Below are 26,515 nucleotides of genomic sequence, written 5' to 3'. Positions count from 1 at the left end.
TTATGGTATTTGCATTAGCATTAGCAGCAGGAATTTGGTGGTGGATCGGACAAAGTAAAATGGGATATACATTTCATGCGGTTATCTGTCAACCGATTGTGATGGCACTTCCTTTTGGAATTATTGCAGGAGATGTCGGTACAGCGATGAAAATAGGAGCAAATGTAGAAATGGTATATCTTGGAATGGTAGCAGCTGGAGCAAATATTCCAGCAGATGAATGTCTGGCAGGATGTATTTCAATTCCAATTGCGTTATTAACCGGAATGGATCCTGCAGCAGCAGTGACACTAGCCGTTCCATTTGGTCTGCTGGGCGTATTTCAGGATCAGATTAGAAGAACGTTACAGGCAGTGTTTGCGCATAAGGCAGATGCTTATGCAGAACAGGGAAATGTAAAAGGAATCGAACGCTGTGCGGTTGCGTATCCTCTTGCACTGGGATTTTTATTGAGATTCCCGATTGTATTTGCGGCTATTTATCTGGGAGCAGATGTTGTAGAGAAGTTATTGGATGTGATTCCGGAATGGCTTACACACGGATTGTCAGTTACTGGATCAACACTCCCTGCATTAGGATTTGCAATTACGATTTTTATTATTGGCAAAAATATTTATCTTCCATTTTTTATTATTGGATTTTTTGCGGTTCAGTATTTGGGAATTAGCACAATGGCAGCTGCAATCTTTGGAACATGTATAGCATTATTGATCACGTTCCTGCGCAGAGAACAGATGGCCAAGTAAAGGAGGGGATTCAAATGGAGAATACAGTTGAAAAAAAGATGAATAGTAAAGAGCAGGTATTGTTGACAAAGAAAGATATCAATAAATCATTTTACAGATGGTATTTTGATGCTGAGGTGTCCAATTGTTACGAAAGACAGCAGGGAGTAGCGTTTTGTTATAGTATGATTCCTTGTTTGAAGAAGCTGTATACCGACAAAGGGGAATTGAGCGGAGCACTGCTCAGACATTTGAACTTTTTTAATTCTCAGGGTACATGGAGTACACCGATTCATGGAATTACATTGTCTATGGAAGAAGAGCGTGCTAACGAGGGTGAAATTACAGATGGAGCAATTACAGGTATTAAGACCGGATTAATGGGTCCATTATCAGGAATCGGAGATACAATTGACTGGGGCACATTGAAAACTATCATATATGGAATTGCAGTGACATTTGGAATTACCGGAAATGTACTTGGAGCAATTATTCCATTTGCATTTATGCTGATTACGTTTTTTATAGGAAAAAATCTGTGGGCGTTAGGATACAAGATTGGAAAGGAATCTGTAAAAAGTATTTTGCAGGCAGGATGGGTCAAGGAACTGATTTCTGCAACAAGTATTCTGGGACTGTTCATGATGGGAGCATTAAGTGCTTCATATGTAACACTTACAACTGCCCTTAAGTTTAAAATTGCAGGAACTGAGATTATTCTGCAGGACATTTTGGATAGCATAGCTCCTGGAATTCTTCCTTTGTTAGTAGTTTTCGGCATTTATTATATTTTGAAAAATAAGAGCCAGAAATATGGACTGATTTCACTGGGGATCGTGTTGATATGTATTTTAGGTGCATTTATTGGGCTGTTTTAGCAGATTGAAATAAAATGTGCGTAGGGTAAGGAGGAAGACAATGATATTATCAATGGCAGAAATATTAAATGATGCAAAAAAAAGAAAATATGGCGTGGCAGCACCAAATGTGTTTAGCAGTATTACCGTGAAAGCATGTTTTGAGGCAGCAGAAGAGATGCATGCACCGATTATCCTTGATTGTGCAGGAATGCCTTTTTTAGAAGAAACGGCTGAGATTGCAAGGTTTTATGAAAGAAAATATCCAAATGTGTATGCAGCATTGAATTTGGATCATGGTGGTCCGTATGAAGAAATTGTAAGTGCGATTCGTTTTGGGTTTAGCTCAGTGATGATAGACCGTTCTATGGTTCCCTACGAAGAGAATGTACGAGAAGTTGCGGAGATTGTAAAAATTGCACATGCAGTTGGTGTGTCAGTTGAAGCAGAATTGGGACATGTGGGTCAGGGATTTGAATATGAAGAAACAAGAAATGCGGGGCTGACCAATCCAGAAGAAGCAGTTTCTTTTGTAAAAGAAACTGGAATAGATTGTCTGGCAGTTGCAGTAGGAACTTCGCATGGAGTATATAAAGGGAAACCGCATTTGGAATTTGATTTATTGTCAGAACTGAGTGAAAAAATACAGATTCCGCTGGTTCTTCATGGAGGTTCTGGAACAGGTGATGATAATCTTGCGAAAGCAGTATGCTGTGGTATTCAAAAGGTTAACTTGTTTACGGATTTAAGTAATGCTGGATTAAAGTCTCTGATGAAATATTTGGGCATTGATTGGGATCAGATGCAGCAGGATGGTACAAAAGGAGAATTTGCCAATATGAAAGCAAATTTGTGTGATGCTGGTCTGGAAGCAGGAAAAGGATACAAGGAATTGCTCTGCCACTATATTGAATTATTTGGAGGAGTCGGAAAAATTTAAGAAAGTTGGGGAAAGATTATGAAGAATTTTAGATTTACTTGCCCGACCACGTTTGTGTTTGGCAAGGGGGTTGAAGCAGAAGCGGGAAAAGAAGTGAAAAAATACGGAACAAAAGTATTGTTGCATTATGGCGGCGGTCATATTAAAAAGGATGGATTATATGACAGGATTGTTCAGGCACTAAAAGGAGAAAATCTAGAAGTATATGAACTTGGCGGCGTGAAAGCCAATCCAGATATTGGTCTTGTACGTGAAGGAATCAGTCTTTGCAAGAATGAAAAAATCGATGTTATTCTTGCTGTAGGTGGAGGAAGTGTGATTGATTCGGCAAAAGCTATCGGAATTGGTAGATATTATGATGGAGATGTATGGGACTTTTTCACGAAAAAGACCCCAGTAGAAAAGATGATGCCTTTAGGCGTTGTGCTTACAATACCAGCAACCGGAAGCGAAGCAAGTAATACAACGGTAGTTACAAATTCTGAAAATGGACATATGAAACGAGCACTGTCACATGAATGTCTCCGACCGGATTTTGCACTTATGAATCCTGAACTGACTTATACGCTTCCGGCTTATCAGACAGCAGCAGGAGGAGTTGATATCTTATCTCATATTATGGAAAGATATTTTACGAATGAAGAAGACTGTGAATTAACAGACAGACAATGCGAAGCACTTATGAAAACAGTGATCAAGCAGTTGCCAGTAGTAATGGAGAAACCAGAAGATTATGCTGCTAGAGCAGAAGTGATGTGGGCTGGTACAATGGCACATAATGGTGTATTAGGAGTCGGACGTGTAGAAGACTGGGGAAGTCATATGTTGGGTCATGAACTAAGTGCATATTATGATATGACACATGGTGCAACACTTTCCATTATTATTCCGCATTGGATGGAATATGTGTATCAGAATAACATAGCAAGATTTGTGAAATATGCAGTGGATGTATGGGGAATTGAAAATGATGTATTTCATCCGGAAGAAACCGCAGTGCGTGGCATTCAAAAAACAAAAGAGTTTTTCAAGTCATTAGGATTGCCAGTTTCTTTTGTAGATGCCGGAATTGATGGAGAAAAAATCGAAGAGATGGCAGAGAACTGTACGAAATTCGGAAGTGTAGGACACTTTATTAAGCTAAATAAAGAAGACTGTGTTCAAATTTATCAGGCTTCCTTAGAAAGATAAATATTATGTAAAAGCAGGAAAGAAGGTACTTATATGGGACGTGAGAAAATGCGTTTTTCAGTTTTGACAGAAAAAGGTCATGCAGAAGTGCGGGAGCGAAAACTTCCGGAAATCGGGACACACCAGGTGCTGGTGAAGCAGTTGGCATGTAATATTTGTACAACAGATTATGGTCAGTGGCTTGGATTGCGGGAACATCAGGGGTATCCAATGGCAGGTGGCCATGAAGGTTCTGGAGTTATAGAAGCAGTCGGTGAAGGTGTAAAAGATTATAAAGTAGGAGATTTTGTAGCAATTGCTTATGACGGATGTGGAGAATGTCTCGCATGTCGAAAAGGAGATGTTCTTCACTGCAGTAATGCAGCCTCAATGAAGGCAAAAACAGAGGACGGATATCTGGGCGGTTTTGGCTTTGCTGACTACTTTGTAAGAAATACGCGCAGTCTGATCAAGATGAACCCTAAGCTGGATCCAAGCGAAGCTGCTTTTTTGGAACCTCTTGCTACCGTTGTAAAAGGAATGAAAAAATTGCGTGTGAAACCATTAGAAACAGTAGCTGTGATCGGAGCTGGAACAATGGGATTAGTGAATGCATTAGCAGCGAGAGCATTAGGGGCAAGAGTAATTGTTTCAGAGATTATGGAGAAAAAGATCAATACTGCAAAAGAGATGGGATTTGAAGTTATTGATGCCGGAAAAGAAAATCCGATTGAAAAAGTAAAGGAATTAACAGATGGAATTGGAGCAGACGCAGTAATTATCGCAGTTGGAGCTTCATCAGCCAATAAACAAGCGTTTGAAATGGTAAAGGATATGGACGGAAGAATTTTGTTTTTTGCGGCAGGATATCCAGCACCAGAATTAGAAATTGATTCTAATGTAATCCATTATAGAAGACTTGAAATGATTGGAACATATGCCGCAGATACAATTGACTTTTTTACTGCAGGAAATATGTTGAATTCTGGAGCAGTGGATGTTTCGAAAATTGTCGAACCAGTGAAATATAAACTTGATGATGTGCAGGAGGCATTCAAAGCAGCTGCAACTCCAGGAATGTACCGTGTAAGCGTGCTGTTAAATGAATAGAGGTTATGTTGCTTGTCTTTAATGATATAGATTCCTGGAAAAGGACTGTCGCTAATTAGCGGCAGTCCTTTTGGATGATAAAATGTTATATAGAAATAATTATAGTCTGCTCAGATTGCTGTTGTGATATCTGGAAGAAAATGTCACATCTTCACCAAACCATTCCGGAGGCGTGAACTGATTGGCCTCATCTTCGTCTGCAAATTCTACTTCTGCTAAAATTAATGGTGCAAGATCCCCGTGAAAGATATCCAGTTCTATTTTGTGACGGTCATCTAAAGGGATTTCGTAGCGTGTCTTGACAATCAGTCTGCCATCTACTTTTTCACGAAGGTGTTCATATGCTTCCTTAGTTAACGGAAGATTGTATTCCTGGCGAACCATAAGACCGGAAGATTTATAAGTGAGTTCGTATTGATCATTATCTTTTCGGATGCGTACAACCGGAGAGGTACAGAGATAGCCTTGTTCCAGTTCTCTTGTCTTAGTAATATGTAGGTTATTCGGAATCTCCGGAATCAGATATTTGCGTTCTATTTCCATAAGTGTCTCCTTTTATATGTCCATTTGGTATTGCTGATATTCAGTATACACTTTCGTTTGCTTTTTTAGTAGTAGTTTGATAAACTTATAAAGAAATATGAGACTATAAAGGTGGAGGGCGACAATGAAGAAAGTAGCAGTTCTGTTAGCAGACGGATTTGAAGAGATTGAGGCTCTGACCGTTGTGGATATACTTCGCAGGGCAAGTGTGTATGTAGATACAGTATCTATTACAGATGAATACAAAGTCAGAGGTTCACATGGAATTAATGTGCAGACAGAAGATCTGTTTGATGAAGTGAATTTTGTAGAGTTTGACATGATCGTGCTTCCGGGTGGCATGCCGGGTACGACCAATCTGGATGAGCATCCGGGTGTAAAGAGAGTGGTAGAGGATTACGTGACATCCGGCAAATATGTAGCTGCAATCTGTGCAGCGCCAAGCATTCTTGGAGGTATGGGACTGTTAAAGGGAAAACGTGCGGCATGTTATCCGTCGGTAGAAGACAAACTGTCAGGCGCAGTGATTAGCAGGCTTCCAGTGGTACAGGATGGTAATATCATCACCAGCCGGGGCATGGGAACAGCAATCGATTTTGCATTAAAGCTTACAGAAATCCTATTTGACAGAGAGAAAGCAGAGGAGCTTGCAGCATCCATCATTTACGAATTATAAAGACATTATAAAATACATAAATCTATACTAGCCAAGCACAGAGGTTTGTGTTATACTAGTGCAATGAGTGTAATGTAAGATGCTTGTTCCTCACCTACCGGGGAATGAGATAGAAATAGGAGGAAATGTCAATGAGTTTACAGGTAGAAAATTTAGAGAAGAATATGGCAAAGCTTACAATCGAAGTTCCAGCCAGTGAATTTGAGAAAGCACTTCAGAGCGCATACAACAAACAGAAGAAGAGTATCAGCGTTCCGGGATTCCGTAAAGGTAAAGTACCGCGTCAGATGGTAGAGAAGATGTACGGACCAGAGATTTTCTATGAAGATGCAGCGAATGAACTGATTCCAACAGCGTACGAAGAAGAACTGAAGAACTGCGATCTTGAGATCGTATCACGTCCGACAGTTGACATCGTTCAGATCAAAAAGGGTGAGAACTTCATCTTTACAGCAGAAGTAGCTGTTAAGCCGGAAGTTACACTTGGTGAGTACAAGGGAATGGAAGTCGACAAGACATCTACCCGTGTAACACAGAAAGAAGTAGAAGCTAAGATCAAAGAAGAAGCTGAGAAGAATGCAAGAACTGTAACCGTTGAAGGACGTCCGGTACAGGATGGCGACGAAGTAATTCTTGATTTTGAAGGATTCGTTGATGGAGAAGCATTCGAAGGCGGAAAGGGTGAGAACTACCCACTGACCATCGGTTCCGGATCATTTATCCCAGGATTCGAGGAGCAGTTAGTTGGTGCTGAAGCTGAGAAAGAAGTTGAAGTTAAGGTTACTTTCCCGGAAGAGTATCATGCAGAAGAACTGAAGGGTAAAGATGCTGTATTCAAATGCACCATTCACGAGATCAAAGAGAAACAGATTCCGGAGATCGATGATGAATTCGCAGCAGAAGTATCTGAATTCGACACATTAGATGAATACAAAGCTGATGTTAAGGCTAAGATCAAAGAGCAGAAAGAGAATGAAGGCAAGCAGAAGAAGGAAGATCAGGCTGTAGAGAAGGCTGTAGCTAACGCTACAATGGAGATTCCGGAAGCAATGATCGACGAGCAGGTTCGTCAGATGGTTAACGAGTTTGCTCAGAATATGCAGTATCAGGGAATCAGCTTCGAGCAGTATTGTCAGATTACAGGCATGACTCTGGAGAAGATCCAGGAGGAGACCCGCCCACAGGCTGTTAAGCGTATCGAGACTCGTCTGGTTCTGGAGGCAATTGCCAAGGCTGAGAACATCGAAGTAACAGAAGAGAGACTGGATGAAGAGATCAAGAAGATGGCAGAGTCTTACAACATGGAAGCTGATAAGCTGAAAGAGCTTATGGGCGAAGAAGAGAAGAAACAGATGATGGAAGACATCGCTGTTCAGGATGCTGTTACATTCCTGGTAGAGAATGCTGTAGAGAAATAATTCATCCGGTTATCGCATAAACAGGTCAACGTATAGGAGGCGTGTAACATGAGTTTAGTACCTTATGTCATTGAACAGACAAGTCGTGGAGAACGCTCTTATGACATCTATTCAAGATTATTAAAAGATAGAATTATTTTCCTCGGCGAGGAAGTAACAGATGTGGCTGCCAATATTATTGTGGCACAGCTTCTATTCCTGGAGGCAGAGGATCCGGATAAGGATATCCATCTGTATATCAACAGTCCGGGAGGTTCTGTAACAGCAGGACTTGCAATCTATGACACTATGCAGTACATCAAATGTGATGTGGCTACATACTGTATGGGTATGGCAGCAAGTATGGGATCGTTCCTGTTATCAGGAGGAACCAAAGGTAAACGGTATGCAATGCCGAACTCTGAGATTATGATTCACCAGCCGTCTGGCGGAGCTCAGGGACAGGCAACGGAGATTCAGATTGCTGCAGAGCATATTCTGAAGATTCGTACCAGATTGAATCAGATTCTGGCGGAGAATACCGGACAGCCTCTGGATGTGATCCGTATCGATACTGAGCGCGATAATTTCATGAGCGCTGAGGAGGCCAAAGAGTACGGATTGATCGATGAAGTAATCAAAAACCGCAAATAAGCATTCATGCAATAGACGCAGCGCGCTTGGCGGGCTGCGTCTATGTGGTTTTTAGAATGATATTGAAATGAGAGGTGACAGAGCATGGCAGGAAGACTTGATGATCAGATCAGATGTTCATTTTGCAACAAACCACAGTCTCAGGTCCGCAAGTTGATCGCAGGACCGGCGGGATCGTACATCTGTGATGAATGTGTAGAGGTTTGTACGGAGATACTGGAAGAAGAACTGGAATATGAAGAAGGCAAAGGCCCTTTCGATGATATTACATTGTACAAACCGGAAGAAATCAAAGCATTTCTTGATGAATATGTGATTGGTCAGGAACAGGCAAAAAAGGTTCTCTCTGTAGCGGTGTATAATCACTATAAACGTATTATGGCTCAGAAAGATCTGGGCGTGGAACTGAATAAGAGTAATATTCTGATGCTGGGACCGACCGGATGCGGTAAGACACTTCTGGCACAGTCGCTGGCGAAGATATTAAATGTGCCATTTGCCATTGCTGATGCAACAGCTTTGACAGAGGCGGGATATGTCGGAGAAGATGTAGAGAATATTCTTTTGAAGATCATTCAGGCAGCAGATGGAGACATCGAGCGTGCAGAGTATGGCATTATCTACATTGATGAGATCGACAAGATTACCAGAAAATCCGAGAATCCATCCATTACCCGTGATGTATCGGGCGAGGGTGTGCAGCAGGCATTGCTGAAGATTCTGGAAGGTACGATTGCTAATGTACCACCACAGGGTGGAAGAAAGCATCCACATCAGGAACTGATTCAGATTGATACAACAAATATCCTCTTTATCTGTGGTGGAGCATTTGAAGGACTGGATAAGATAATAGAGACTCGTATCGATAAGAAGTCCATTGGATTTAATCAGGAAATTGCGGAGAAGCATGAGGACAGTGTAGATCGTCTGCTGAAGCAGGTGCTTCCGCAGGATCTGGTGAAGTTTGGCATTATTCCGGAGCTGGTTGGTCGTGTGCCGGTTACAGTATCTCTGGAAATGTTAGATCAGGATGCATTGATCCGGATTCTTACAGAGCCTAAGAATGCGATTGTAAAGCAGTATCAGAAGCTTCTGGAACTGGATGGAGTGGATTTGAAGTTTGATGACAGAGCACTGGAAGCGATTGCGGAGACGACTCTGAAACGTCGTACAGGAGCAAGAGGACTTCGTGCGATTATGGAGAATGTCATGATGGATACGATGTATAAGGCACCGTCTGAAAAAGCGCTTAAGACATGCCGCATTACCGAAGATGTGGTTAATGGTACAGCCGATCCAATCTATGAATATGACACATTGAATACTGAAAGTGCATAAATGTGCTGAATCAGGGGCGGGGCAGAATATAACTCCGCCCCTTTCATAATAAATACCGATGAGTAGACAGGAGTGACAGGAATGAACGAAATCAGTATGCCTGTAGTTGCATTGAGAGGACTTACCATTCTCCCGGAGATGGTAGTTCATTTTGATGTGAGCAGAGAGTGCTCAATCAATGCTGTCAATGCGGCTATGGAAGAGGAGGGACAGAAACTCTTTCTAACGGCTCAGAAAGACCCCGAGATAGATATGCCGGAAGCGGAAGATCTTCATAAGATCGGATGTGTGGCAGTGATTAAGCAGATCATTAAATTGCCGAAGAATATCCTGCGTGTACTGGTTGCAGGAGAATGCCGGGCAGAGTTTACAGAGTTTGAAATGACCGACCCATATTACCGGGCTATCATCTGTGAACTGCCGGATGAAAACCAGCTGAGTGATCTGGTGGCTGTTCAGGCCGATAATCCGAAGATTCAAGGGATGTGCAGAAGTCTGCAGGAATTATATAATAATTTTATTATGTGGCATCCGAAGTATCCACGGGATATGGTAAAGCAGATCAGTGAATACCGAGATCTTCATAAGCTGGTAGATGCTGTTGCCGCCAATGTGCCACTGCATTATACCGATTTGCAGGATATTCTGGAAGAGCGGGATCTGATGGAACGATATGATCTGTTGTCTTATAAGCTGGTTCATGAGATTCAGGTTATGAATATCAAAGAAGAGATCCAGAATAAGGTAAAAGAACGCGTTGACAAACATCAGCGGGATTATATTTTAAGAGAGCAGTTAAAGTTAATCAGGGAAGAACTTGGTGAGGAGAGTACGGTATCAGATGCGGATGAATTCAAGGAAAAGGCGGAGAAACTGAATGCGCCGGAGGAAGTAAAAGAAAAGCTTCTGAAGGAAATCTCCAGATTCAGAAGTTCTATGAACAGCCCGGCGGAAAACGGTGTGATCCGCACATATATTGAGACAATGCTGGAAATGCCCTGGGATACCATGTCTGAGGATTGCCATGATATTGTAAGGGCACGGGAGATTCTTGACAGGGATCATTACGGTCTGGAACAGGTAAAAGAGCGTGTACTGGAATTCCTTGCAGTCCGTGCGCTTGCAGAAAAGGGCAACAGCCCGATCCTGTGTCTGGTAGGTCCTCCGGGAACCGGTAAGACATCCATTGCCAGATCTCTGGCTACGGCATTGGATAAAAAATATGTACGCATTTCACTGGGTGGCGTTCGAGATGAGGCAGAGATCCGCGGACATCGTAAGACTTATGTGGGCGCAATGCCGGGACGTATTGCAAATGGATTGAAGACAGCCGGCGTGAAGAATCCACTGATGCTTTTGGATGAGATTGATAAGGTCAGCAATGATTATAAGGGAGATACATTCTCTGCGCTTCTGGAAGTTCTGGACAGTGAGCAGAATAATAAGTTCCGGGATCATTATCTGGAAGTGCCGTTAGATTTGTCTGAGGTATTCTTTGTGACAACAGCGAATACGCTTCAGACGATTCCGGGACCGCTGCTGGATCGTATGGAAGTGATAGAGATCAGCAGCTATACGGATAATGAGAAAGTACATATTGCTGTAGATCATCTGATTCCGAAGCAGCTTAAGAAGCATGGTATCAAGCCGGAGCAGCTCACTATCAGCAAAGGAGCTGTCGAAAAGATTGTTAGAAATTATACCAGAGAAGCAGGTGTGCGTCAGTTGGAGCGTAAGGTCGGCGAAATCTGCAGAAAGTCAGCCCGTGAGATCCTGGAAGATAAAAAGAACCGAATCCGTGTGACAGAGACTAACCTGCATAAATATCTTGGAAAAGAGAAATACCAGTATCAGATGGCTAATGAGACAGATGAAGTGGGAATTGTCCGTGGACTTGCATGGACCAGTGTTGGTGGTGTCACTCTTCAGATTGAAGTAAATGTAATGCCTGGAAAGGGACAGATCACTCTGACCGGTAAACTGGGGGATGTGATGAAAGAATCTGCCCGCACAGGTATCAGCTATATCCGTTCTATCGGAGAGAGTTATGGTCTGGAAGAGGATTACTTTGAAAAGCATGATATCCACATCCATATTCCGGAAGGTGCAGTGCCAAAAGACGGACCTTCGGCCGGAATTACTATGGCAACGGCAATCCTGTCAGCTGTTACAGGACGCAAGGTACATGCTGATGTTGCTATGACCGGGGAGATTACACTGCGCGGAAGAGTACTGCCGATCGGCGGAGTTAAAGAGAAGCTTCTGGCAGCTAAGAATGCAGGTATTCAGAAAGTTCTTGTGCCTGTAGAGAATGAAAGAGATGTAAAGGAATTGTCAACAGAGATAACCAGGGGGCTTGAGATAGTACCGGTATCCAGAATGGAAGAGGTACTTGAGCATGCACTCGTGAAAGGAGAGACCGAATGATTATTCGAAGCCTGGAACTGGAAACCGTATGCGGTATCACCAGTACATTGCCGGAGAACACATTACCGGAGATTGCATTTGCGGGGAAATCAAATGTAGGAAAATCGTCATTGATCAATGGACTTATGAATCGCAAATCATTTGCCCGTACATCGGCAACGCCTGGTAAGACGCAGACCATTAATTTTTATAATATTAATCAGGAATTATATCTGGTGGATCTGCCAGGATATGGATATGCTAAGGTATCGGAGCAGGAAAAGAAGAAATGGGGACAGATGATCGAGCGTTATCTGCATCAGTCCAAGCAGTTACGTGCTGTTTTTCTTTTGATTGATATTCGTCATGCACCGTCTGCTAATGATAAAATGATGTACGACTGGATTCTGTCTCAGGGGTATCATCCAATCATCATTGCGACGAAGCTTGATAAATTGAAACGAAGTCAGGTACAGAAACAGATCAAGGTAGTTAGACAGGGACTGGGCTTAAGCAAAGACAGTATTCTGATCCCGTTTTCAGCAGTGACCAAACAGGGACGGGATGAGATCTGGGATCTGGCAGAAGAGATCTGTGGATTGAAAGAGTCAGAAGAAGGCGAAGAATAGAATTACAGGAGGCAGGAATATGAGTGTGAAAGAAGACCTTGGCGATACCAGACCTTACTGGAAAGTTCTGGTCAGCCTGGTATTCAGTCTAACGGCAACCGTATTATTTATATATGTGGGAATCAAAGCAATCTTCTATTTTATGCCGTTTGTAATCGGATGGATCCTGTCAGTGATCGCAGGCCCGCTGGTGACATTTCTGGAAAAGAAATTAAAGGTTATGAAACGGTTGGGCTCGGCGATTACCATTATTCTGGTACTTGCGTTGTGTATCGGTCTAATCTATCTGATCATTAGCCAGATATGGGAAGAAATTTCGGTATTGATCCGCAATTTTCCAAGCATGTATCATGATCTGGAGCGTGGACTGAGCCAGATTGGAGCACAGGGGAATACACTTTTTGAACGTTTTCCTGAACAGATACAGAACAGTTGGGCAACGCTGATGAATAATTTGGATGATACTGCATCTTCACTGATTGGACGTATCGGAGAGCCAACTATCGAAGTGGCAGGAAATGTGGCAAAGCGGATTCCATCCGTGCTGATCGGAACAATCGTAGCCTTTGTATCTGCATATTTCTTTATTGCCGATAAAGAAAATCTGGGAGAATGGGTGAAAAAAGTAGTGCCAAAGTCCATTACCAGCAGATTACTTCTGGTAGGCGAGAACCTGAAATATGCCATGGGTGGATATTTTAAAGCACAATTCAAGATTATGGGCGTCGTATTTGCGATTCTACTTGTTGGTTTTACACTGATGCAGATTCGTTTTTCGATACTGTTGGCGATTGTCATTGCATTTTTGGATTTCTTACCGTTTTTCGGAACAGGAACTGCATTGATTCCGTGGGCAATCTACAAATTTCTGGTAGGGGATTATAAGATGGTGGCTGCGCTGGTAATTTTGTATGGTGTTACACAATTAGTACGACAGCTGATTCAGCCGAAGCTGGTAGGAGATTCCATGGGATTGAATCCGTTGTATACACTGTTTTTGCTGTATCTTGGATATCGGGTCGGAAGTGTATTAGGAATGATCTTTGCAGTACCGATTGGTCTGATCCTGCTGAATCTGTATCAGGCAGGTGCATTTGATTATATTCTGAACGATGTGAAGATCCTGGCAGAAGGAATATTGAGTCTGAGAGAATAAATATAAGAATTAAGAAAGGTTACTTTATTACCGGTGAGGCGATAAAGTAACCTTTTTTATACAATTGCAATTTCACGCAATTCCAAGAATCGCTAATCCTAATTTCATTACGCCTGCCAGAAGCATGACCCAGATAGGATTTAGTTTATATTTCTGAAGAAGAATCAGGCAGATAACAAAAATACCTACCAGATACCAGTTGGTAGTCGCGAGCTGAACAGTACCCTGACTGCTCCAGAACGCAGTGGTAAGGATTGTAATACCTGCGGATGCAATCATAGCTACGACAGCCGGACGCAGGGAAGTAAGGATCAGCTGCATGGCAGAGAGATTACGATACTTCATATAGAGCCAGGCAAGAAGTGTTACGATGATACAGGATGGAGTAATACATCCCAATGTAGCTACAAATGCACCGAAAAGACCGGCTATTTTGATGCCGACAAAGGTAGCACCATTGATTGCGATAGGACCTGGCGTCATCTGTGAAATAGTAATCAGATCAGTAAATTCACTAGCGCTCAGCCATCCATGAGCGGTAACAACCTGCCCCTGGATCAGTGGGAGAGCAGCATAGCCGCCACCAAAGCTGAATAGTCCAATTTTCAGGAAGCTTAAAAACAGCTGAAGGTAGATCATGATTTATGCCTCCTTCCTGCCATAAGAGCCCGGCAGACCCCAATCAGAATGCAGACCAGAATGATGTAGATTACATTAATCTGGAATATACAGTCTGCAATAAATGCAGCAATCATGATCAGTACGGCGCCCGTATTTTTATCTTTGATGATGCCGGATACCATGTCCCAGGTAACCGAGGCAATGACGGCACCGACACCTGCCTGCATACCTTCCAGCATCTGACTGACAATAAAATTATCCCGGAAAGCATTATAAAAAAATGAGATAACTGAGATGATTACAAACGGTGGAATCACGGTCGCAAGAATTGTAATGCCGATACCCAGGATGCCGGCTAACCGATAGCCTACAACAATCGCACCATTGATTGCAATAGGACCAGGAGCAGACTGGGCAATAGCGACAAAATCCAGCATTTCATTTTCATCGATCCAGTGGTAATCATCAACAAATTTTTTCTTCATTAAGGAAACAATGACATATCCTCCGCCGAATGTAAATGCACTGATATATAGTGTCGACAGAAACAGGCGGAAGAGCATATTATGGTTATTTTTCAGATTGTCTTTCATAAGAAGCCTCTTTGGTTCGGAAATTATTTTTGTTAGTGCCGGGAAATATTTCCAGCACAACAATTATAACATTTTCCCTTGAAAAGGAAAGCACGCATGGATAAAATTGTAGTAATGGGATTTTTTAGATTGAATTTTTAAATTAGGAGGAGAAGTTATGTGTACAGCAGCAACTTATAAGACAAAAGATTTTTATATAGGGCGAACTTTGGATTATGAATTCTCTTATGGAGAAGAGGTTGTGGTAACACCGAGAAATTATCCATTTGCATTCCGCTTTCAGGGCGAGATGAAGAGCCATTATGCAATGATCGGAACTGCATATGTGGCAGGCGACTATCCATTATACTATGATGCAGTCAACGAAAAGGGTCTCGGCATGGCAGGACTTAATTTTGTTGGAAATGCAGTATATCAGGAACCGGTAGAGGATAAAGAAAACGTTGCTCAGTTTGAATTTATTCCATGGGTACTCAGTCAGTGTGAGTCCGTAGAGGATGTGAAAACACTGCTGGCAAACATGAATCTGACCGGAACACCGTTCTGCGAGGAACTTCCGACAGCTCAGTTACACTGGATGATCGCGGACAGAGAACAGGCAATTACGGTAGAATTTGTAGAGAGTGGTATGCATATCTATGATAATCAGATGGGTGTTATGACAAATAACCCTCCATTTGAGATGCAGATGTTTCTGTTGAATCAGTATATGAACTTGTCACCAAAACAGCCGGAGAATCATTTTGCAGAAGCACTGCCACTTGAGACTTACAGCCGTGGTATGGGAGGAATGGGACTTCCGGGAGATCTGTCTTCCACTTCGCGTTTCGCTAAAGTTGCATTTACCAGAATGAATTCCATATCCGGAGATTCAGAAGAGGAAAGCGTTGGACAGTTTTTCCATATTCTGGGTTCTGTAGAACAGCAGAGAGGATGCTGCGAGGTAGAAGAAGGAAAATATGAGATTACCATTTATACGTCCTGCTGTAATGCAGATAAAGGCATTTATTATTATACAACATATGAGAATCAGCAGATCACAGCAGTAGATATGCATCGGGAGAATCTGGATAGTGATACTCTGGCGAGATATCCGATGGTAATGAAACAGCAGATTTACTGGCAGAATTAAATGATATTATGTATATATATTGAGAAAAATTATCACTGTTTCCTTGTTGATTTTATGGTTTCTTTTTATAATTAAGAATAACAGCAATACCAACAAAGGAGTATCAATTATGAATGCGGAAGAACTGATTAAGGAACTACAAACACTGCCTGATGAAATGACGTCATCTGAGCGTTATGCGGCATATGCCAGAGGTGAGGAAGTTGACCATATTCCATTTTATTATCCGGGAAACGGCAGTACTCTTGCTCCTCTATACGGTTATACAATTGAACAATATCGTTCAGATTTCGAGATACATTGCAAGGTTATGGATGAACTTCATAATGAATTCGGAAATTCCATTTCCGCAAGTGCGAACATGGGATTAAAAGGAGTTGGTGAAGCAGTTGGATCTTTGGTCGTTTATCCGGTCAATTCAATAGATTATATTTCGGATTATATTCTCAAAGATTATAAAGATCTTGAGAGTCTTCGTTTTGAACCGGCTAGTAATGCTTTTTTACAAAAAAAATTAAACCATGTATATGCATTGAAAAAACATTATGGAGATTCGCTTCCGGTTGGTGTTAGTGTTGCCGGACCGCTTTCAACGGCTGCATCGATTCGTGAACCGGAAAGTATATTAAAAGATATGAGGAAAAATAAAGATAATCTTCATAAGCTGTTGGCATTTTCTACATCATGTGCATTAACATGGGTAGAAACATGTAAAAAAGAGTTTGGAAAAGTCTCGGCAGGAATAGCTGATCCGGTTTCTTCCAGTACCATCATCAGCCCTAATAGTTTTCGTGAATTTTCGAAGCCTTATCTGAAAGAACTGGTTCAGGGCATTACGGAAATTACTGGTTCAGCACCGGGGTTGCACATTTGCGGCAAAACAAAGCCTATCTGGGAAGACCTGCTTGAGCTGGGAATTAATGAATTCTCTGTGGATAATTGCGAAGATTTATCGGAATTAAAAAACAGCTTAGGTAGGCATATGACTATATCAGGCAATGTTCCGCCTGTGGAAGTTATGCTGAATGGAAGTATAGATGATGTAATCGAATCCGTTCGCAAATGCCTCTTAAAAGCCAGTGATAGTCCGAATGGGTTTATCCTGGATGTTGGGTGTCAGCTTCCGATCGGTACTCCGCGAGAAAATGTTTATGCATATATATATGCAGCTAAGAAGTATGGAAGACATGCTAAAAAGGGGCAGCTTTGCGGTGGATTACTGTAACCTGGAAATAGGGATTGTTTTGCGAAAAGCGTTTGATATTTATTATTCCAGTAAACTTGCTGAACAAATTTCAAATGACAGTTATGGAATAGAAATATTGAAGTGCAGATTGTTTAAAAAGTACAGAACAAACATTCGAATTGTTCTGTACTTTTTTTATCCTGAATGATATACTGGACAAGTAACATACTAAGAACACAATTACTATTTCTAAAATATCACCGCCAACTTAGAGCAGATCAGGAGAAATCATATGGATCATTTTGAATTAGTATCTGAATATCAGCCAACCGGAGATCAGCCGAAAGCCATTGCAGATCTCGTGGCAGGTTTTAAAGAAGGGAATCAGTGTCAGACATTGCTTGGTGTCACTGGATCAGGTAAGACATTTACCATGGCGAATGTCATTCGGGAATTGAATAAACCAACACTGATCATTGCGCATAATAAGACATTGGCTGCACAGTTATACGGAGAGTTCAAAGAGTTCTTTCCGAATAACGCAGTAGAATATTTTGTCTCCTATTATGACTACTACCAGCCGGAGGCTTATGTTCCATCCTCTGACACATATATTGCGAAGGATTCAGCGATCAATGATGAGATTGACAAATTGCGTCATTCAGCGACAGCGGCACTGTCTGAGCGGCGGGATGTCATTATTGTAGCCAGTGTTTCCTGCATCTATGGTCTGGGTTCGCCGATTGACTATAAAGATATGGTGATTTCTCTGCGCCCGGGCATGGAGAAGGATCGGGATGAGATGATCCATAAGCTGATTGATATTCAGTATACCCGTAACGAGATGGATTTTCATCGTGGTACGTTCCGTGTGCATGGAGATGTGGTAGAGATATTCCCGGCAGGATCAGGAGAACTGGCGGTTCGCGTAGAGTTTTTTGGAGATGAAGTAGATCGGATCACAGAAGTGGATGTGCTGACCGGCGAGATTAAGCGGGATCTGAAGCATATTGCGATATTCCCGGCTTCTCATTATGTCGTGTCCAAGGAGAATATGGAGCGTGCGATCACAGCAATTGAAGCGGAGCTGGAGCAGCAGGTGCGTTATTTTAAGGGCGAAGATAAGCTGTTAGAAGCACAGAGAATAGCGGAGCGTACGAATTTTGATATTGAAATGATGAGGGAGACAGGTTTCTGCTCAGGAATTGAGAACTATTCGAGACATTTGACGGGACTTGCACCGGGACAGCCACCGCATACATTGATTGATTATTTTCCGGATGATTTCGTTATGATGATTGATGAGTCGCATATGACGGTGCCGCAGATAGGCGGCATGTATCACGGCGACCAGTCCAGAAAGCGGACGCTGGTGGATTATGGATTCCGTCTGCCGTCAGCACTGGATAACCGTCCGCTCAGTTTTGAAGAGTTTGAGAGTAAGATCAATCAGGTTCTGTTTGTATCTGCTACACCTGGCAAATACGAAGATGAGCATGAACTTCTGCGCACAGAGCAGGTAATCAGACCGACGGGTCTTCTGGATCCGGAGATTGATGTGCGTCCGGTAGAAGGCCAGATTGACGATCTGGTCGGTGAGATTAAGAAAGAGACAGATAAGAAGAATAAGATATTGGTAACAACGCTGACCAAGAGAATGGCAGAAGATCTGACAGATTATATGCGGGAACTTGGTATCCGTGTCAAATATCTCCATTCAGATATTGATACGCTGGAGCGTTCGGAGATCGTGCGCGATATGCGTCTGGATGTGTTTGATGTATTGGTCGGTATTAATCTTCTGCGAGAAGGACTGGACATTCCGGAGATTTCACTGGTGGTGATTCTGGATGCAGATAAAGAAGGATTCCTGCGTTCCGAGACATCGTTGATCCAGACGATTGGACGTGCTGCAAGAAATTCCGAGGGTCATGTGATCATGTATGCAGATACGATCACAGATTCTATGCGAAAGGCATTGGATGAGACCGAGCGTCGACGCAGTATCCAGATGAAGTACAATGAAGAGCATGGTATCACACCGCAGTCTATTCATAAGGCAGTCAGAGATCTGATTACGATTTCCAGAAAGGCAGCATCTGCGGAGATGCAGATAGAAAAGGATCCAGAGTCGATGAGCAAAGCAGAACTGGAGAAGCTGGTAGGGGAAGTGACCAAGCAGATGAGGAAAGCAGCAGCAGAATTGAACTTCGAGGCAGCGGCAGAGCTGCGTGATAAGATGACAGAGCTGAAGAAACAGCTACTGGACATGGATGAAACATAGAATAAGTATAGAATAAACTAAAAATAAATCATTGAATTAGTAACAAAGGAGCATGTTATGTCGGATAAGAATAAAAAATGTATTCGTATACGGGGAGCCAATGAGCATAATCTCAAGAATATTAGTCTGGATATTCCAAGAGACGAGCTGGTGGTTCTGACAGGACTGTCGGGATCCGGTAAGTCTTCGCTGGCATTTGATACCATTTATGCAGAAGGACAGCGCAGATATATGGAGTCGTTGTCATCTTATGCCAGAATGTTCCTGGGACAGATGGAGAAGCCGGATGTGGAAAGCATCGAAGGACTTTCGCCGGCAATTTCAATTGACCAGAAGTCTACAAATCGTAATCCTCGTTCGACAGTAGGTACTGTGACAGAGATATATGATTATTTCCGATTATTATATGCGAGGATTGGTATTCCACATTGCCCGAAATGTGGAAAAGAGATTAAGAAGCAGACGGTTGATCAGATGGTCGATCAGATCATGGAGATGGAGCAGGGAACCAGAATTCAGCTGTTGGCACCGGTGGTACGAGGACGGAAAGGTACGCATGTGAAGCTGCTGGAGCGTGCAAAGAAGAGCGGATATGTCCGTGTGCGGATCGATGGCAGTATGTATGAATTGTCGGAAGACATTCAGCTGGATAAGAATCTGAAGCATAATATAGAGATTGTTGTAGATCGTCTGGTGGTAAAGCCGGGGATTGAAAAGAGATTGACGGATTCGGTGGAGAATGTTCTGCATCTTGCAGAGGGACTGATGACAGTCGATGTGATTGGCGGAGAACAGGTGAATTTCAGCCAGAGCTTTTCCTGTCCGGATTGTGGTATCAGCATTGAAGAGATTGAACCGAGAAGCTTCTCATTTAACAATCCGTTCGGGGCTTGCCCGGAGTGTTCCGGACTTGGATATAAGATGGAATTTGATGCTGATCTGATCATTCCGGATAAGAGCCTGAGTATCAATGAAGGTGCAATCACAGTCATGGGATGGCAGTCTGCCAGCAAGAAGGGCAGTTTTACCAGAGCCATACTGGAAGCACTTGCGGAAGAATATCAATTTTCACTGGATACGCCGTTTGAGGAATATCCGGAGGAGATTCAGAATATACTGATTCACGGTACGAATGGTAAGAATGTGAATGTGCATTATTTTGGACAGCGCGGAGAAGGGTTCTACGATATTGCATTTGAAGGTATTGTTAAGAACGTAGAGCGCAGATATCGTGAGACTTATTCGGAAGCATCCAAGGCAGAGTATGAAGAATTTATGCGGATCACACCTTGCCGTGCATGCAAGGGACAGCGCTTGAAGCCAGGAGCACTTGCGGTAACGATTGGGAATCATAATATTGCAGAGATTACATCATTTTCGATTGAGGAACTGGCTAAATTCCTGGATAATCTGGAGCTGACCAGTCAGCAGCATATGATCGGTGACCAGATATTGAAAGAAATACGTGCGAGACTGCAGTTCTTGCTAGATGTAGGATTGGATTATCTGACGCTGTCGCGTGCAACCGGAACGTTGTCCGGAGGAGAAGCGCAGCGAATCCGACTGGCAACACAGATTGGCTCCGGCCTGGTAGGTGTGGCATATATTCTGGATGAACCAAGTATCGGTCTGCATCAGAGAGATAATGATAAATTGCTTGGAACACTGAAACACCTGCGGGATCTGGGTAATACGGTAATCGTGGTAGAACATGACGAGGATACTATGTTTGCAGCAGATCATATTGTGGATATTGGACCTGGTGCCGGAGAACATGGTGGTGAAGTGATCGCAGAAGGAACGGCAGAGGAGATCATGCAGGTGCCGGAATCTATCACAGGCGCATATCTCAGTGGTCGGATTCGTATACCGATTCCGGAGGAGCGCAGGAAACCGACAGGATGGCTGAAGATCGTAGGTGCACAGGAGAATAACCTGAAGAATATTGATGTGAAGATTCCACTGGGAGTCATGACGTGTGTAACCGGTGTGTCAGGATCAGGTAAGAGTTCGCTGGTCAATGAGATCCTTTACAAATATCTGGCGAAGAAGCTGAACCGTGCCAGAACGATTCCGGGAAAGCATAAAAAGATAGAAGGTGTGGAGCAGTTGGACAAGGTGATCAATATCGATCAGTCACCAATTGGTCGTACACCGAGATCCAATCCGGCAACTTATACGGGTGTGTTTGATCAGATCCGTGACCTGTTTGCAGCAACACAGGATGCCAAAGAACGAGGCTATAAGAAAGGGCGTTTTAGCTTCAATGTAAAGGGCGGACGATGCGAAGCATGTTCCGGTGACGGTATTCTGAAGATTGAGATGCATTTTCTGCCGGATGTGTATGTTCCGTGTGAAGTGTGCGGTGGCAAGCGCTATAACCGCGAGACACTGGAAGTACATTATAAAGGCAAGAGTATTTATGACGTGTTAAATATGACGGTAGAAGAAGCGTTGACTTTCTTTGAAAATGTTCCATCCATCCGGAGAAAGATTGAGACGCTGTATGATGTGGGACTTTCCTATCTGCGTCTTGGACAGCCATCGACGACATTGTCCGGAGGTGAGGCACAGCGGATCAAGCTGGCAACAGAGCTTAGTAAGCGCAGCACCGGTAAGACGATTTATATTCTGGATGAGCCGACGACGGGATTGCATTTTGCAGATGTGCATAAGCTGACCGAGATTCTGAAGAGGCTGGCATCCGATGGTAATACGGTTGTAGTAATCGAGCACAATCTGGATGTGATCAAAACGGCAGACTACATTATCGATATCGGACCTGAAGGCGGTGCGAAAGGCGGTACGGTGATCGCAGAAGGCACGCCGGAAGAAGTTGCACTGAATCCGGTATCTTATACAGGTAAATACATCGACATGATGTTGAAGAAAGGATAAACCTGAAAAAAAGACTTTTCAACAGACACAAAGTTTACTATAATGTCATTGTTGACAGATTTCATGAATAAGAACGAATGATAAAGAGGTATAATAAGTAGAGTTACTTATTATACCTCTGTGCATAAATGAAGTGGCTGGTTCAGAAAGTAACCGGATGATGAAAGGGGAACAGGAATGGCAGTTGAAATCGGAATTGATTTGGGGACCGCAAGCGTTCTGGTGTATGTGAAAGGGAAGGGCGTAATATTAAAAGAGCCTTCCGTAGTAGCATATGACCGGGATACCAACAGCATCAAAGCAATCGGAGAAGAAGCCAGACTGATGCTTGGCAGGACGCCGGGGAATATTGTGGCAGTGCGTCCGCTGCGTCAGGGCGTGATTTCTGATTATACAGTGACAGAAAAGATGATCAAATATTTTGTGCAGAAAGCAATGGGCAGGAGAGCTTTCAGTAAGCCGAGAATCAGTATCTGTGTGCCGAGTGGAGTGACAGAAGTAGAACGTAAGGCAGTTGAAGAGGCGACCTATGCAGCAGGAGCTCGTGAAGTCAGACTGATCGAAGAACCGGTGGCTGCTGCAATCGGTGCTGGAATCGATATTTCCAGACCGTGCGGCAATATGATCGTAGATATCGGAGGCGGTACGGCAGATGTGGCGGTTATCTCGCTGGGTGGAACTGTGGTTAATACTTCTATTAAGATTGCCGGAGATAACTTTGATGATGCGATCGTGCGCTATGTGCGGAAGAAGCATAACCTGCTGATCGGGGAGCGTACAGCAGAAGATATTAAGATCAAGATCGGATCAACATATCCGCTGGTAGAGGAAGAGTCTATGGAAGTGACAGGACGGAATCTTATGACCGGGCTTCCGAAGACGGTGACGGTAACATCTGCGGAGACCGAGCAGGCATTGAAGGAGCCGGTTGGGCAGATTGTAGAAGCGGTTATCAGCGTGCTTGAACGTACACCACCGGAACTTTCAGCAGATATTCTGGATCGTGGAATTGTGCTGACCGGAGGTGGGGCAATGCTGCGAGGACTGGAAGAACTGATTGAAGAACGAACCGGAATCAATACTATGACTGCAGAGAATCCTATGACAGTTGTAGCCATCGGTACCGGACAGTATGTGGAATTTATGAGCGGACGGAATGAAGGATAAAAGCAGAGAAAAGCGGTTATATGGAAGAAATCAAAGGATATGTAGAACACATCGTATATCGGAATGAGGATAATGGATATACGGTATTTAATCTGAATAACGAAGATGGAGATCTGACCTGCGTGGGTACATTTCTCTATATTGAAGAAGGTGAGCTGCTGAAGCTGACAGGCGAATATGTGAATCACAGCCTGTACGGACTGCAGCTTTCCGTGTCTGAATCAGAGGTCTGCGAACCGGAAGATCTGATGTCGATCGAGCGATATCTGGGCTCAGGGGCAATCCGTGGAGTCGGCGCTGCATTGGCAGGGAGGATTGTGCGAAAGTTTAAAGAAGATACATTCCGAATTATAGAGGAAGAACCGGAGCGGCTGGCAGAGGTCAAAGGCATCAGTGAGCGCAAAGCAAGAGAGATTGCAGAGCAGGTAGAAGAGAAGAAGGATATGCGTCAGGCAATGATCTATCTGCAGAAATATGGCATTTCTACGACGCTGGCAGCAAAGATTTATCAGTATTATGGCAATGGAATTTACCGTGTGCTGGAAGAGAACCCTTACCAGATGGCGGATCATATCAGTGGTGTGGGATTCCGAACTGCGGATGAGATAGCGAAGAGAATCGGTATTCATACGGATTCCGATTACCGGATCCGCAGTGGAATATTTTATACATTGCTTCAGGGAGTGAATGCAGGGCATATTTTCCTGGATGAGGAACTTTTGGCACGCAGGGCAGGACAGCTACTGGAAGTGGATCTGGAGCATATTGAAAAATATCTGATGGATCTGTCTATGGAACGCAAGGTGATCCTGAAAGAAGCAGATGGCGTGAAGCGAGTATATCCATCGAATTATTATTATATGGAAATGAATACGGCGAAGATGCTCCATGATCTAAATGTTACTTATGATGTGAGTGAGACAGGAGTATTGCACCGACTGGCACAGATTGAGGAAAATATGGATCTGCCGCTGGATGAGAAACAGCGGGAAGCGGTTGTTGAGGCGGTACGTCATGGAGTACTTGTGCTGACCGGAGGACCGGGAACCGGTAAGACGACGACAATCAATGCCATGATCCATTATTTTGAAAGTGACGGAGCGGATATTCTGCTGGCAGCACCGACCGGAAGAGCAGCAAAGCGTATGACGGAGACAACCGGATATGAAGCACAGACGGTACACCGCCTGCTGGAAGTCAGCGGTAATCCAGAGGATGAAGAACAGAAAAACGGCTTCAGCCGGAACAGGGATAACCCACTGGAAACAGATGTGATCATAGTAGATGAGATGTCGATGGTGGATCTTCCGCTGATGCATGCACTCTTATCGGCTGTGTGCGTGGGGACGAGACTCATCCTGGTGGGAGACCGGAATCAGCTTCCATCTGTGGGACCGGGAAGCGTGCTGAAGGATATTATTGCGTCCAAATGTTTCCCAGTAGTGAAACTGACGCGTATTTTCCGTCAGGCAGGCGAGAGTGATATCGTGGTAAATGCTCACAAGATCAACCGCGGAGAACCTGTGATTCTGGACAATAAGAGTCGTGATTTTTTCTTTCTGAAGAGGCAGGATGCCAACACGATCATCAGTGTGGTGCTGACATTGATCCAGAAGAAATTGCCAAAATATGTAAATGCAGAGCCATACGATATCCAGGTGTTGACACCCATGCGGAAAGGTCTGCTCGGGGTAGAAAGGTTAAATGGTATTCTGCAGGAATATCTGAATCCGCCATCACCGTCTAAAGCGGAAAAAGAATATGGTGATAAGAAGTTCCGCGAGGGCGATAAGGTCATGCAGATCCGCAATAATTACCAGATTGAGTGGGAAGTATGCACCAAATACGGTATGACGGTGGATAAAGGTCTGGGTGTGTTTAATGGTGATATGGGCATTATCCGGGAGATTAATACATATGCAGAGACTATGACGGTAGAGTTTGATGAGCACAGACGGGTAAGTTATTCGTTTCAGTCGTTGGACGAACTGGAACTGGCTTATGCGATCACCATTCACAAGTCTCAGGGAAGTGAGTATCCGGCGGTAGTAATTCCGCTCCTTCAGGGACCGAGACAGTTATACAACCGCAATTTGATTTATACAGCAGTAACCAGAGCAAGAAAATGTGTGACACTGGTAGGCAGTGAACAGGTCTTTGCAGACATGATCCAGAATAATAACGAGCTGAATCGTAATTCGAGTCTGGCAGAGCAGATCAGGGAGTTCTGCCTATGAGAATACGAGCATTTATTTCTAAAACTATTTCTAATATTACAGTCTTTACAGATAAAATCATGGTATTCCTGTTTCCTAATACCTGTCCGTTTTGCGGTAAGGTATCGGAGGCGGGAATCTGTGGTGCGTGCAGAGCAAAGCTTCCTTATGTGAGGAATCCATATTGTATGCGCTGTGGTAAGCCAATTCGGCGTGAAGAAGAGGAATACTGTTACGACTGCAGCAGGCACTCGCATTATTATGAGAGCGGCAGGGCGGTCTGGCAGCATGTGTCAGTGGTGCGCCCGGCAATCTATCAATTCAAATATCATAATCGACGGATATATGGCCGTGCATTTGCCCGTGAGATGGTACGTGCATATGGCAGAACAATACGTAAATGGCAGATCGCCATCATCATTCCAATACCACTCAGTAAAAGCAGAAGACGGAAAAGAGGATATAATCAGGCAGAAATCCTGGCAAAAGAGATTGGCAGACTTATGGACATTCCGGTAGATACAGAAAGCCTTATCCGAAATAAAAATACAATTCCACAGAAAGTTATGGACGCGCGGGGACGGCGGAAAAACCTGCAGCACGCATTTGCCTGGAAGGGAATGAAACTGCAGGGAGTCAACGTGTTGCTGATCGATGACATTTACACGACAGGAAGCACGATCGATGTGGCAGCGAAGACGGTAAGACTTGCTGGCGCTGAGAAAGTGCATTTTCTGACGGTAAGCATTGGACAAGGTACATGATATTTGGTATACTGAATAATAATGTTTAGAAATAATAATAACTAAGTGTAGAG

General features: G+C 43.5%; 22 protein-coding genes. 19 read left to right on the top strand and 3 right to left on the bottom strand.

Annotation, left to right across the window (positions count from 1 at the left end; genetic code table 11):
* Positions 1-2: 2 nt before the first annotated feature.
* Genes OCV65_RS04800 through OCV65_RS04780 form a run of 5 tightly spaced genes read left to right on the top strand, consistent with a single transcriptional unit; the run spans position 3 to position 4,802 of the window.
* Positions 3-746, top strand: coding sequence for a PTS mannose/fructose/sorbose/N-acetylgalactosamine transporter subunit IIC (locus OCV65_RS04800; RefSeq protein ID WP_118384356.1), 744 nt, complete (start codon positions 3-5; stop codon positions 744-746).
* Between the two features lie 14 nt (positions 747-760).
* Positions 761-1,603 carry a PTS system mannose/fructose/sorbose family transporter subunit IID gene (locus tag OCV65_RS04795; protein ID WP_262581122.1) on the top strand — a complete coding sequence of 281 codons (843 nt, stop codon included), beginning with the start codon at positions 761-763 and terminating at the stop codon, positions 1,601-1,603.
* A 40-nt stretch (positions 1,604-1,643) separates the two neighbouring features.
* On the top strand, positions 1,644-2,522 hold the full coding sequence (locus tag OCV65_RS04790; RefSeq protein ID WP_118384358.1) for a class II fructose-bisphosphate aldolase: 879 nt from the start codon (positions 1,644-1,646) through the stop codon (positions 2,520-2,522).
* Between the two features lie 18 nt (positions 2,523-2,540).
* Positions 2,541-3,713 (top strand): iron-containing alcohol dehydrogenase, encoded by a 1,173-nt coding sequence (locus OCV65_RS04785; protein WP_262581121.1) that lies wholly within the window; start codon positions 2,541-2,543, stop codon positions 3,711-3,713.
* Positions 3,714-3,746: 33 nt separating this feature from the next.
* A complete protein-coding gene (locus OCV65_RS04780; protein ID WP_118451655.1) occupies positions 3,747-4,802 on the top strand; it encodes a zinc-dependent alcohol dehydrogenase in 1,056 nt (351 codons plus the stop codon).
* A gap of 99 nt (positions 4,803-4,901) precedes the next feature.
* Here OCV65_RS04780 and OCV65_RS04775 read toward each other — a convergent pair whose 3' ends face one another.
* Positions 4,902-5,345: a CYTH domain-containing protein gene (locus tag OCV65_RS04775; RefSeq protein WP_262581120.1), complete on the bottom strand. Its 444-nt coding sequence runs from the start codon at positions 5,343-5,345 to the stop codon at positions 4,902-4,904.
* 124 nt (positions 5,346-5,469) lie between these two features.
* Here OCV65_RS04775 and OCV65_RS04770 point away from each other — a divergent pair, with 124 nt between their 5' ends.
* From OCV65_RS04770 to ytvI, 7 genes are all read left to right on the top strand, one after another.
* Entirely contained in the window at positions 5,470-6,021 is a 552-nt protein-coding gene (locus tag OCV65_RS04770; protein ID WP_118384361.1) for a DJ-1 family glyoxalase III, read from the top strand.
* Between the two features lie 131 nt (positions 6,022-6,152).
* Positions 6,153-7,439 carry a trigger factor gene (gene tig / locus OCV65_RS04765; protein WP_118384362.1) on the top strand — a complete coding sequence of 429 codons (1,287 nt, stop codon included), beginning with the start codon at positions 6,153-6,155 and terminating at the stop codon, positions 7,437-7,439.
* 48 nt (positions 7,440-7,487) lie between these two features.
* On the top strand, positions 7,488-8,072 hold the full coding sequence (gene clpP, locus OCV65_RS04760; protein WP_118384363.1) for an ATP-dependent Clp endopeptidase proteolytic subunit ClpP: 585 nt from the start codon (positions 7,488-7,490) through the stop codon (positions 8,070-8,072).
* A gap of 84 nt (positions 8,073-8,156) precedes the next feature.
* Entirely contained in the window at positions 8,157-9,410 is a 1,254-nt protein-coding gene (clpX, locus tag OCV65_RS04755; RefSeq protein WP_118384364.1) for an ATP-dependent Clp protease ATP-binding subunit ClpX, read from the top strand.
* Between the two features lie 81 nt (positions 9,411-9,491).
* The gene (lon, locus tag OCV65_RS04750; RefSeq protein WP_262581119.1) at positions 9,492-11,837 is read left to right on the top strand and encodes an endopeptidase La; all 2,346 of its coding nucleotides are present in this window, start codon (positions 9,492-9,494) and stop codon (positions 11,835-11,837) included.
* On the top strand, positions 11,834-12,445 hold the full coding sequence (gene yihA / locus OCV65_RS04745; RefSeq protein WP_262581117.1) for a ribosome biogenesis GTP-binding protein YihA/YsxC: 612 nt from the start codon (positions 11,834-11,836) through the stop codon (positions 12,443-12,445). The genes lon and yihA overlap by 4 nt, the downstream gene beginning before the upstream one ends.
* Before the next feature lie 19 nt (positions 12,446-12,464).
* Positions 12,465-13,601: a sporulation integral membrane protein YtvI gene (ytvI, locus tag OCV65_RS04740; protein WP_262581116.1), complete on the top strand. Its 1,137-nt coding sequence runs from the start codon at positions 12,465-12,467 to the stop codon at positions 13,599-13,601.
* A gap of 72 nt (positions 13,602-13,673) precedes the next feature.
* On the opposite strand, the gene OCV65_RS04735 is transcribed toward ytvI, so the two are convergent.
* Both OCV65_RS04735 and OCV65_RS04730 read right to left on the bottom strand, forming a co-directional pair.
* On the bottom strand, positions 13,674-14,240 hold the full coding sequence (locus tag OCV65_RS04735) for a chromate transporter (protein ID WP_262581115.1): 567 nt from the start codon (positions 14,238-14,240) through the stop codon (positions 13,674-13,676).
* A complete protein-coding gene (locus OCV65_RS04730) occupies positions 14,237-14,815 on the bottom strand; it encodes a chromate transporter (RefSeq protein WP_262581114.1) in 579 nt (192 codons plus the stop codon). The genes OCV65_RS04735 and OCV65_RS04730 overlap by 4 nt, the downstream gene beginning before the upstream one ends.
* A 157-nt stretch (positions 14,816-14,972) precedes the next feature.
* Here OCV65_RS04730 and bsh point away from each other — a divergent pair, with 157 nt between their 5' ends.
* The 7 genes from bsh to OCV65_RS04695 all read left to right on the top strand — a co-directional run bounded on the left by bsh (position 14,973) and on the right by OCV65_RS04695 (position 26,462).
* Entirely contained in the window at positions 14,973-15,947 is a 975-nt protein-coding gene (bsh, locus tag OCV65_RS04725; protein WP_262581113.1) for a choloylglycine hydrolase, read from the top strand.
* 109 nt (positions 15,948-16,056) lie between these two features.
* Positions 16,057-17,172, top strand: coding sequence for a uroporphyrinogen decarboxylase family protein (locus OCV65_RS04720; protein WP_262581112.1), 1,116 nt, complete (start codon positions 16,057-16,059; stop codon positions 17,170-17,172).
* A 253-nt stretch (positions 17,173-17,425) separates the two neighbouring features.
* Positions 17,426-19,417 carry an excinuclease ABC subunit UvrB gene (gene uvrB / locus OCV65_RS04715; RefSeq protein ID WP_262581111.1) on the top strand — a complete coding sequence of 664 codons (1,992 nt, stop codon included), beginning with the start codon at positions 17,426-17,428 and terminating at the stop codon, positions 19,415-19,417.
* Positions 19,418-19,474: 57 nt separating this feature from the next.
* Positions 19,475-22,315 (top strand): excinuclease ABC subunit UvrA, encoded by a 2,841-nt coding sequence (gene uvrA, locus OCV65_RS04710; protein ID WP_262581110.1) that lies wholly within the window; start codon positions 19,475-19,477, stop codon positions 22,313-22,315.
* Between the two features lie 177 nt (positions 22,316-22,492).
* Entirely contained in the window at positions 22,493-23,482 is a 990-nt protein-coding gene (gene mreB, locus OCV65_RS04705; protein WP_118451667.1) for a rod shape-determining protein, read from the top strand.
* A 20-nt stretch (positions 23,483-23,502) separates the two neighbouring features.
* The gene (gene recD2 / locus OCV65_RS04700; protein WP_262581109.1) at positions 23,503-25,719 is read left to right on the top strand and encodes an SF1B family DNA helicase RecD2; all 2,217 of its coding nucleotides are present in this window, start codon (positions 23,503-23,505) and stop codon (positions 25,717-25,719) included.
* Positions 25,716-26,462, top strand: coding sequence for a ComF family protein (locus tag OCV65_RS04695; protein ID WP_262581108.1), 747 nt, complete (start codon positions 25,716-25,718; stop codon positions 26,460-26,462). Before recD2 ends, OCV65_RS04695 begins: the two co-directional genes overlap by 4 nt.
* The last annotated feature ends 53 nt before the right edge of the window (positions 26,463-26,515 follow it).

Source organism: Dorea ammoniilytica (genome assembly GCF_025567415.1).
GTDB classification, from domain to species: domain Bacteria; phylum Bacillota; class Clostridia; order Lachnospirales; family Lachnospiraceae; genus Claveliimonas; species Claveliimonas ammoniilytica.
This window is presented reverse-complemented; position numbering and strand designations above follow the sequence as displayed.

Bases quoted from the DNA above. Each gene is read 5' to 3' on its own strand.
- OCV65_RS04800 (WP_118384356.1), top strand. From the start codon at position 3: ATGGTATTTGCATTAGCATTAGCAGCAGGAATTTGGTGGTGGATCGGA.
- ytvI (WP_262581116.1), top strand. From the start codon at position 12,465: ATGAGTGTGAAAGAAGACCTTGGCGATACCAGACCTTACTGGAAAGTT.
- lon (WP_262581119.1), top strand. From the start codon at position 9,492: ATGAACGAAATCAGTATGCCTGTAGTTGCATTGAGAGGACTTACCATT.
- OCV65_RS04790 (WP_118384358.1), top strand. From the start codon at position 1,644: ATGATATTATCAATGGCAGAAATATTAAATGATGCAAAAAAAAGAAAA.
- OCV65_RS04775 (WP_262581120.1), bottom strand. From the start codon at position 5,345: ATGGAAATAGAACGCAAATATCTGATTCCGGAGATTCCGAATAACCTA.
- OCV65_RS04735 (WP_262581115.1), bottom strand. From the start codon at position 14,240: ATGATCTACCTTCAGCTGTTTTTAAGCTTCCTGAAAATTGGACTATTC.
- yihA (WP_262581117.1), top strand. From the start codon at position 11,834: ATGATTATTCGAAGCCTGGAACTGGAAACCGTATGCGGTATCACCAGT.
- OCV65_RS04770 (WP_118384361.1), top strand. From the start codon at position 5,470: ATGAAGAAAGTAGCAGTTCTGTTAGCAGACGGATTTGAAGAGATTGAG.
- recD2 (WP_262581109.1), top strand. From the start codon at position 23,503: ATGGAAGAAATCAAAGGATATGTAGAACACATCGTATATCGGAATGAG.
- bsh (WP_262581113.1), top strand. From the start codon at position 14,973: ATGTGTACAGCAGCAACTTATAAGACAAAAGATTTTTATATAGGGCGA.
- OCV65_RS04795 (WP_262581122.1), top strand. From the start codon at position 761: ATGGAGAATACAGTTGAAAAAAAGATGAATAGTAAAGAGCAGGTATTG.
- OCV65_RS04730 (WP_262581114.1), bottom strand. From the start codon at position 14,815: ATGAAAGACAATCTGAAAAATAACCATAATATGCTCTTCCGCCTGTTT.
- clpX (WP_118384364.1), top strand. From the start codon at position 8,157: ATGGCAGGAAGACTTGATGATCAGATCAGATGTTCATTTTGCAACAAA.
- uvrB (WP_262581111.1), top strand. From the start codon at position 17,426: ATGGATCATTTTGAATTAGTATCTGAATATCAGCCAACCGGAGATCAG.
- mreB (WP_118451667.1), top strand. From the start codon at position 22,493: ATGGCAGTTGAAATCGGAATTGATTTGGGGACCGCAAGCGTTCTGGTG.
- tig (WP_118384362.1), top strand. From the start codon at position 6,153: ATGAGTTTACAGGTAGAAAATTTAGAGAAGAATATGGCAAAGCTTACA.
- OCV65_RS04695 (WP_262581108.1), top strand. From the start codon at position 25,716: ATGAGAATACGAGCATTTATTTCTAAAACTATTTCTAATATTACAGTC.
- OCV65_RS04720 (WP_262581112.1), top strand. From the start codon at position 16,057: ATGAATGCGGAAGAACTGATTAAGGAACTACAAACACTGCCTGATGAA.
- uvrA (WP_262581110.1), top strand. From the start codon at position 19,475: ATGTCGGATAAGAATAAAAAATGTATTCGTATACGGGGAGCCAATGAG.
- OCV65_RS04780 (WP_118451655.1), top strand. From the start codon at position 3,747: ATGGGACGTGAGAAAATGCGTTTTTCAGTTTTGACAGAAAAAGGTCAT.
- clpP (WP_118384363.1), top strand. From the start codon at position 7,488: ATGAGTTTAGTACCTTATGTCATTGAACAGACAAGTCGTGGAGAACGC.
- OCV65_RS04785 (WP_262581121.1), top strand. From the start codon at position 2,541: ATGAAGAATTTTAGATTTACTTGCCCGACCACGTTTGTGTTTGGCAAG.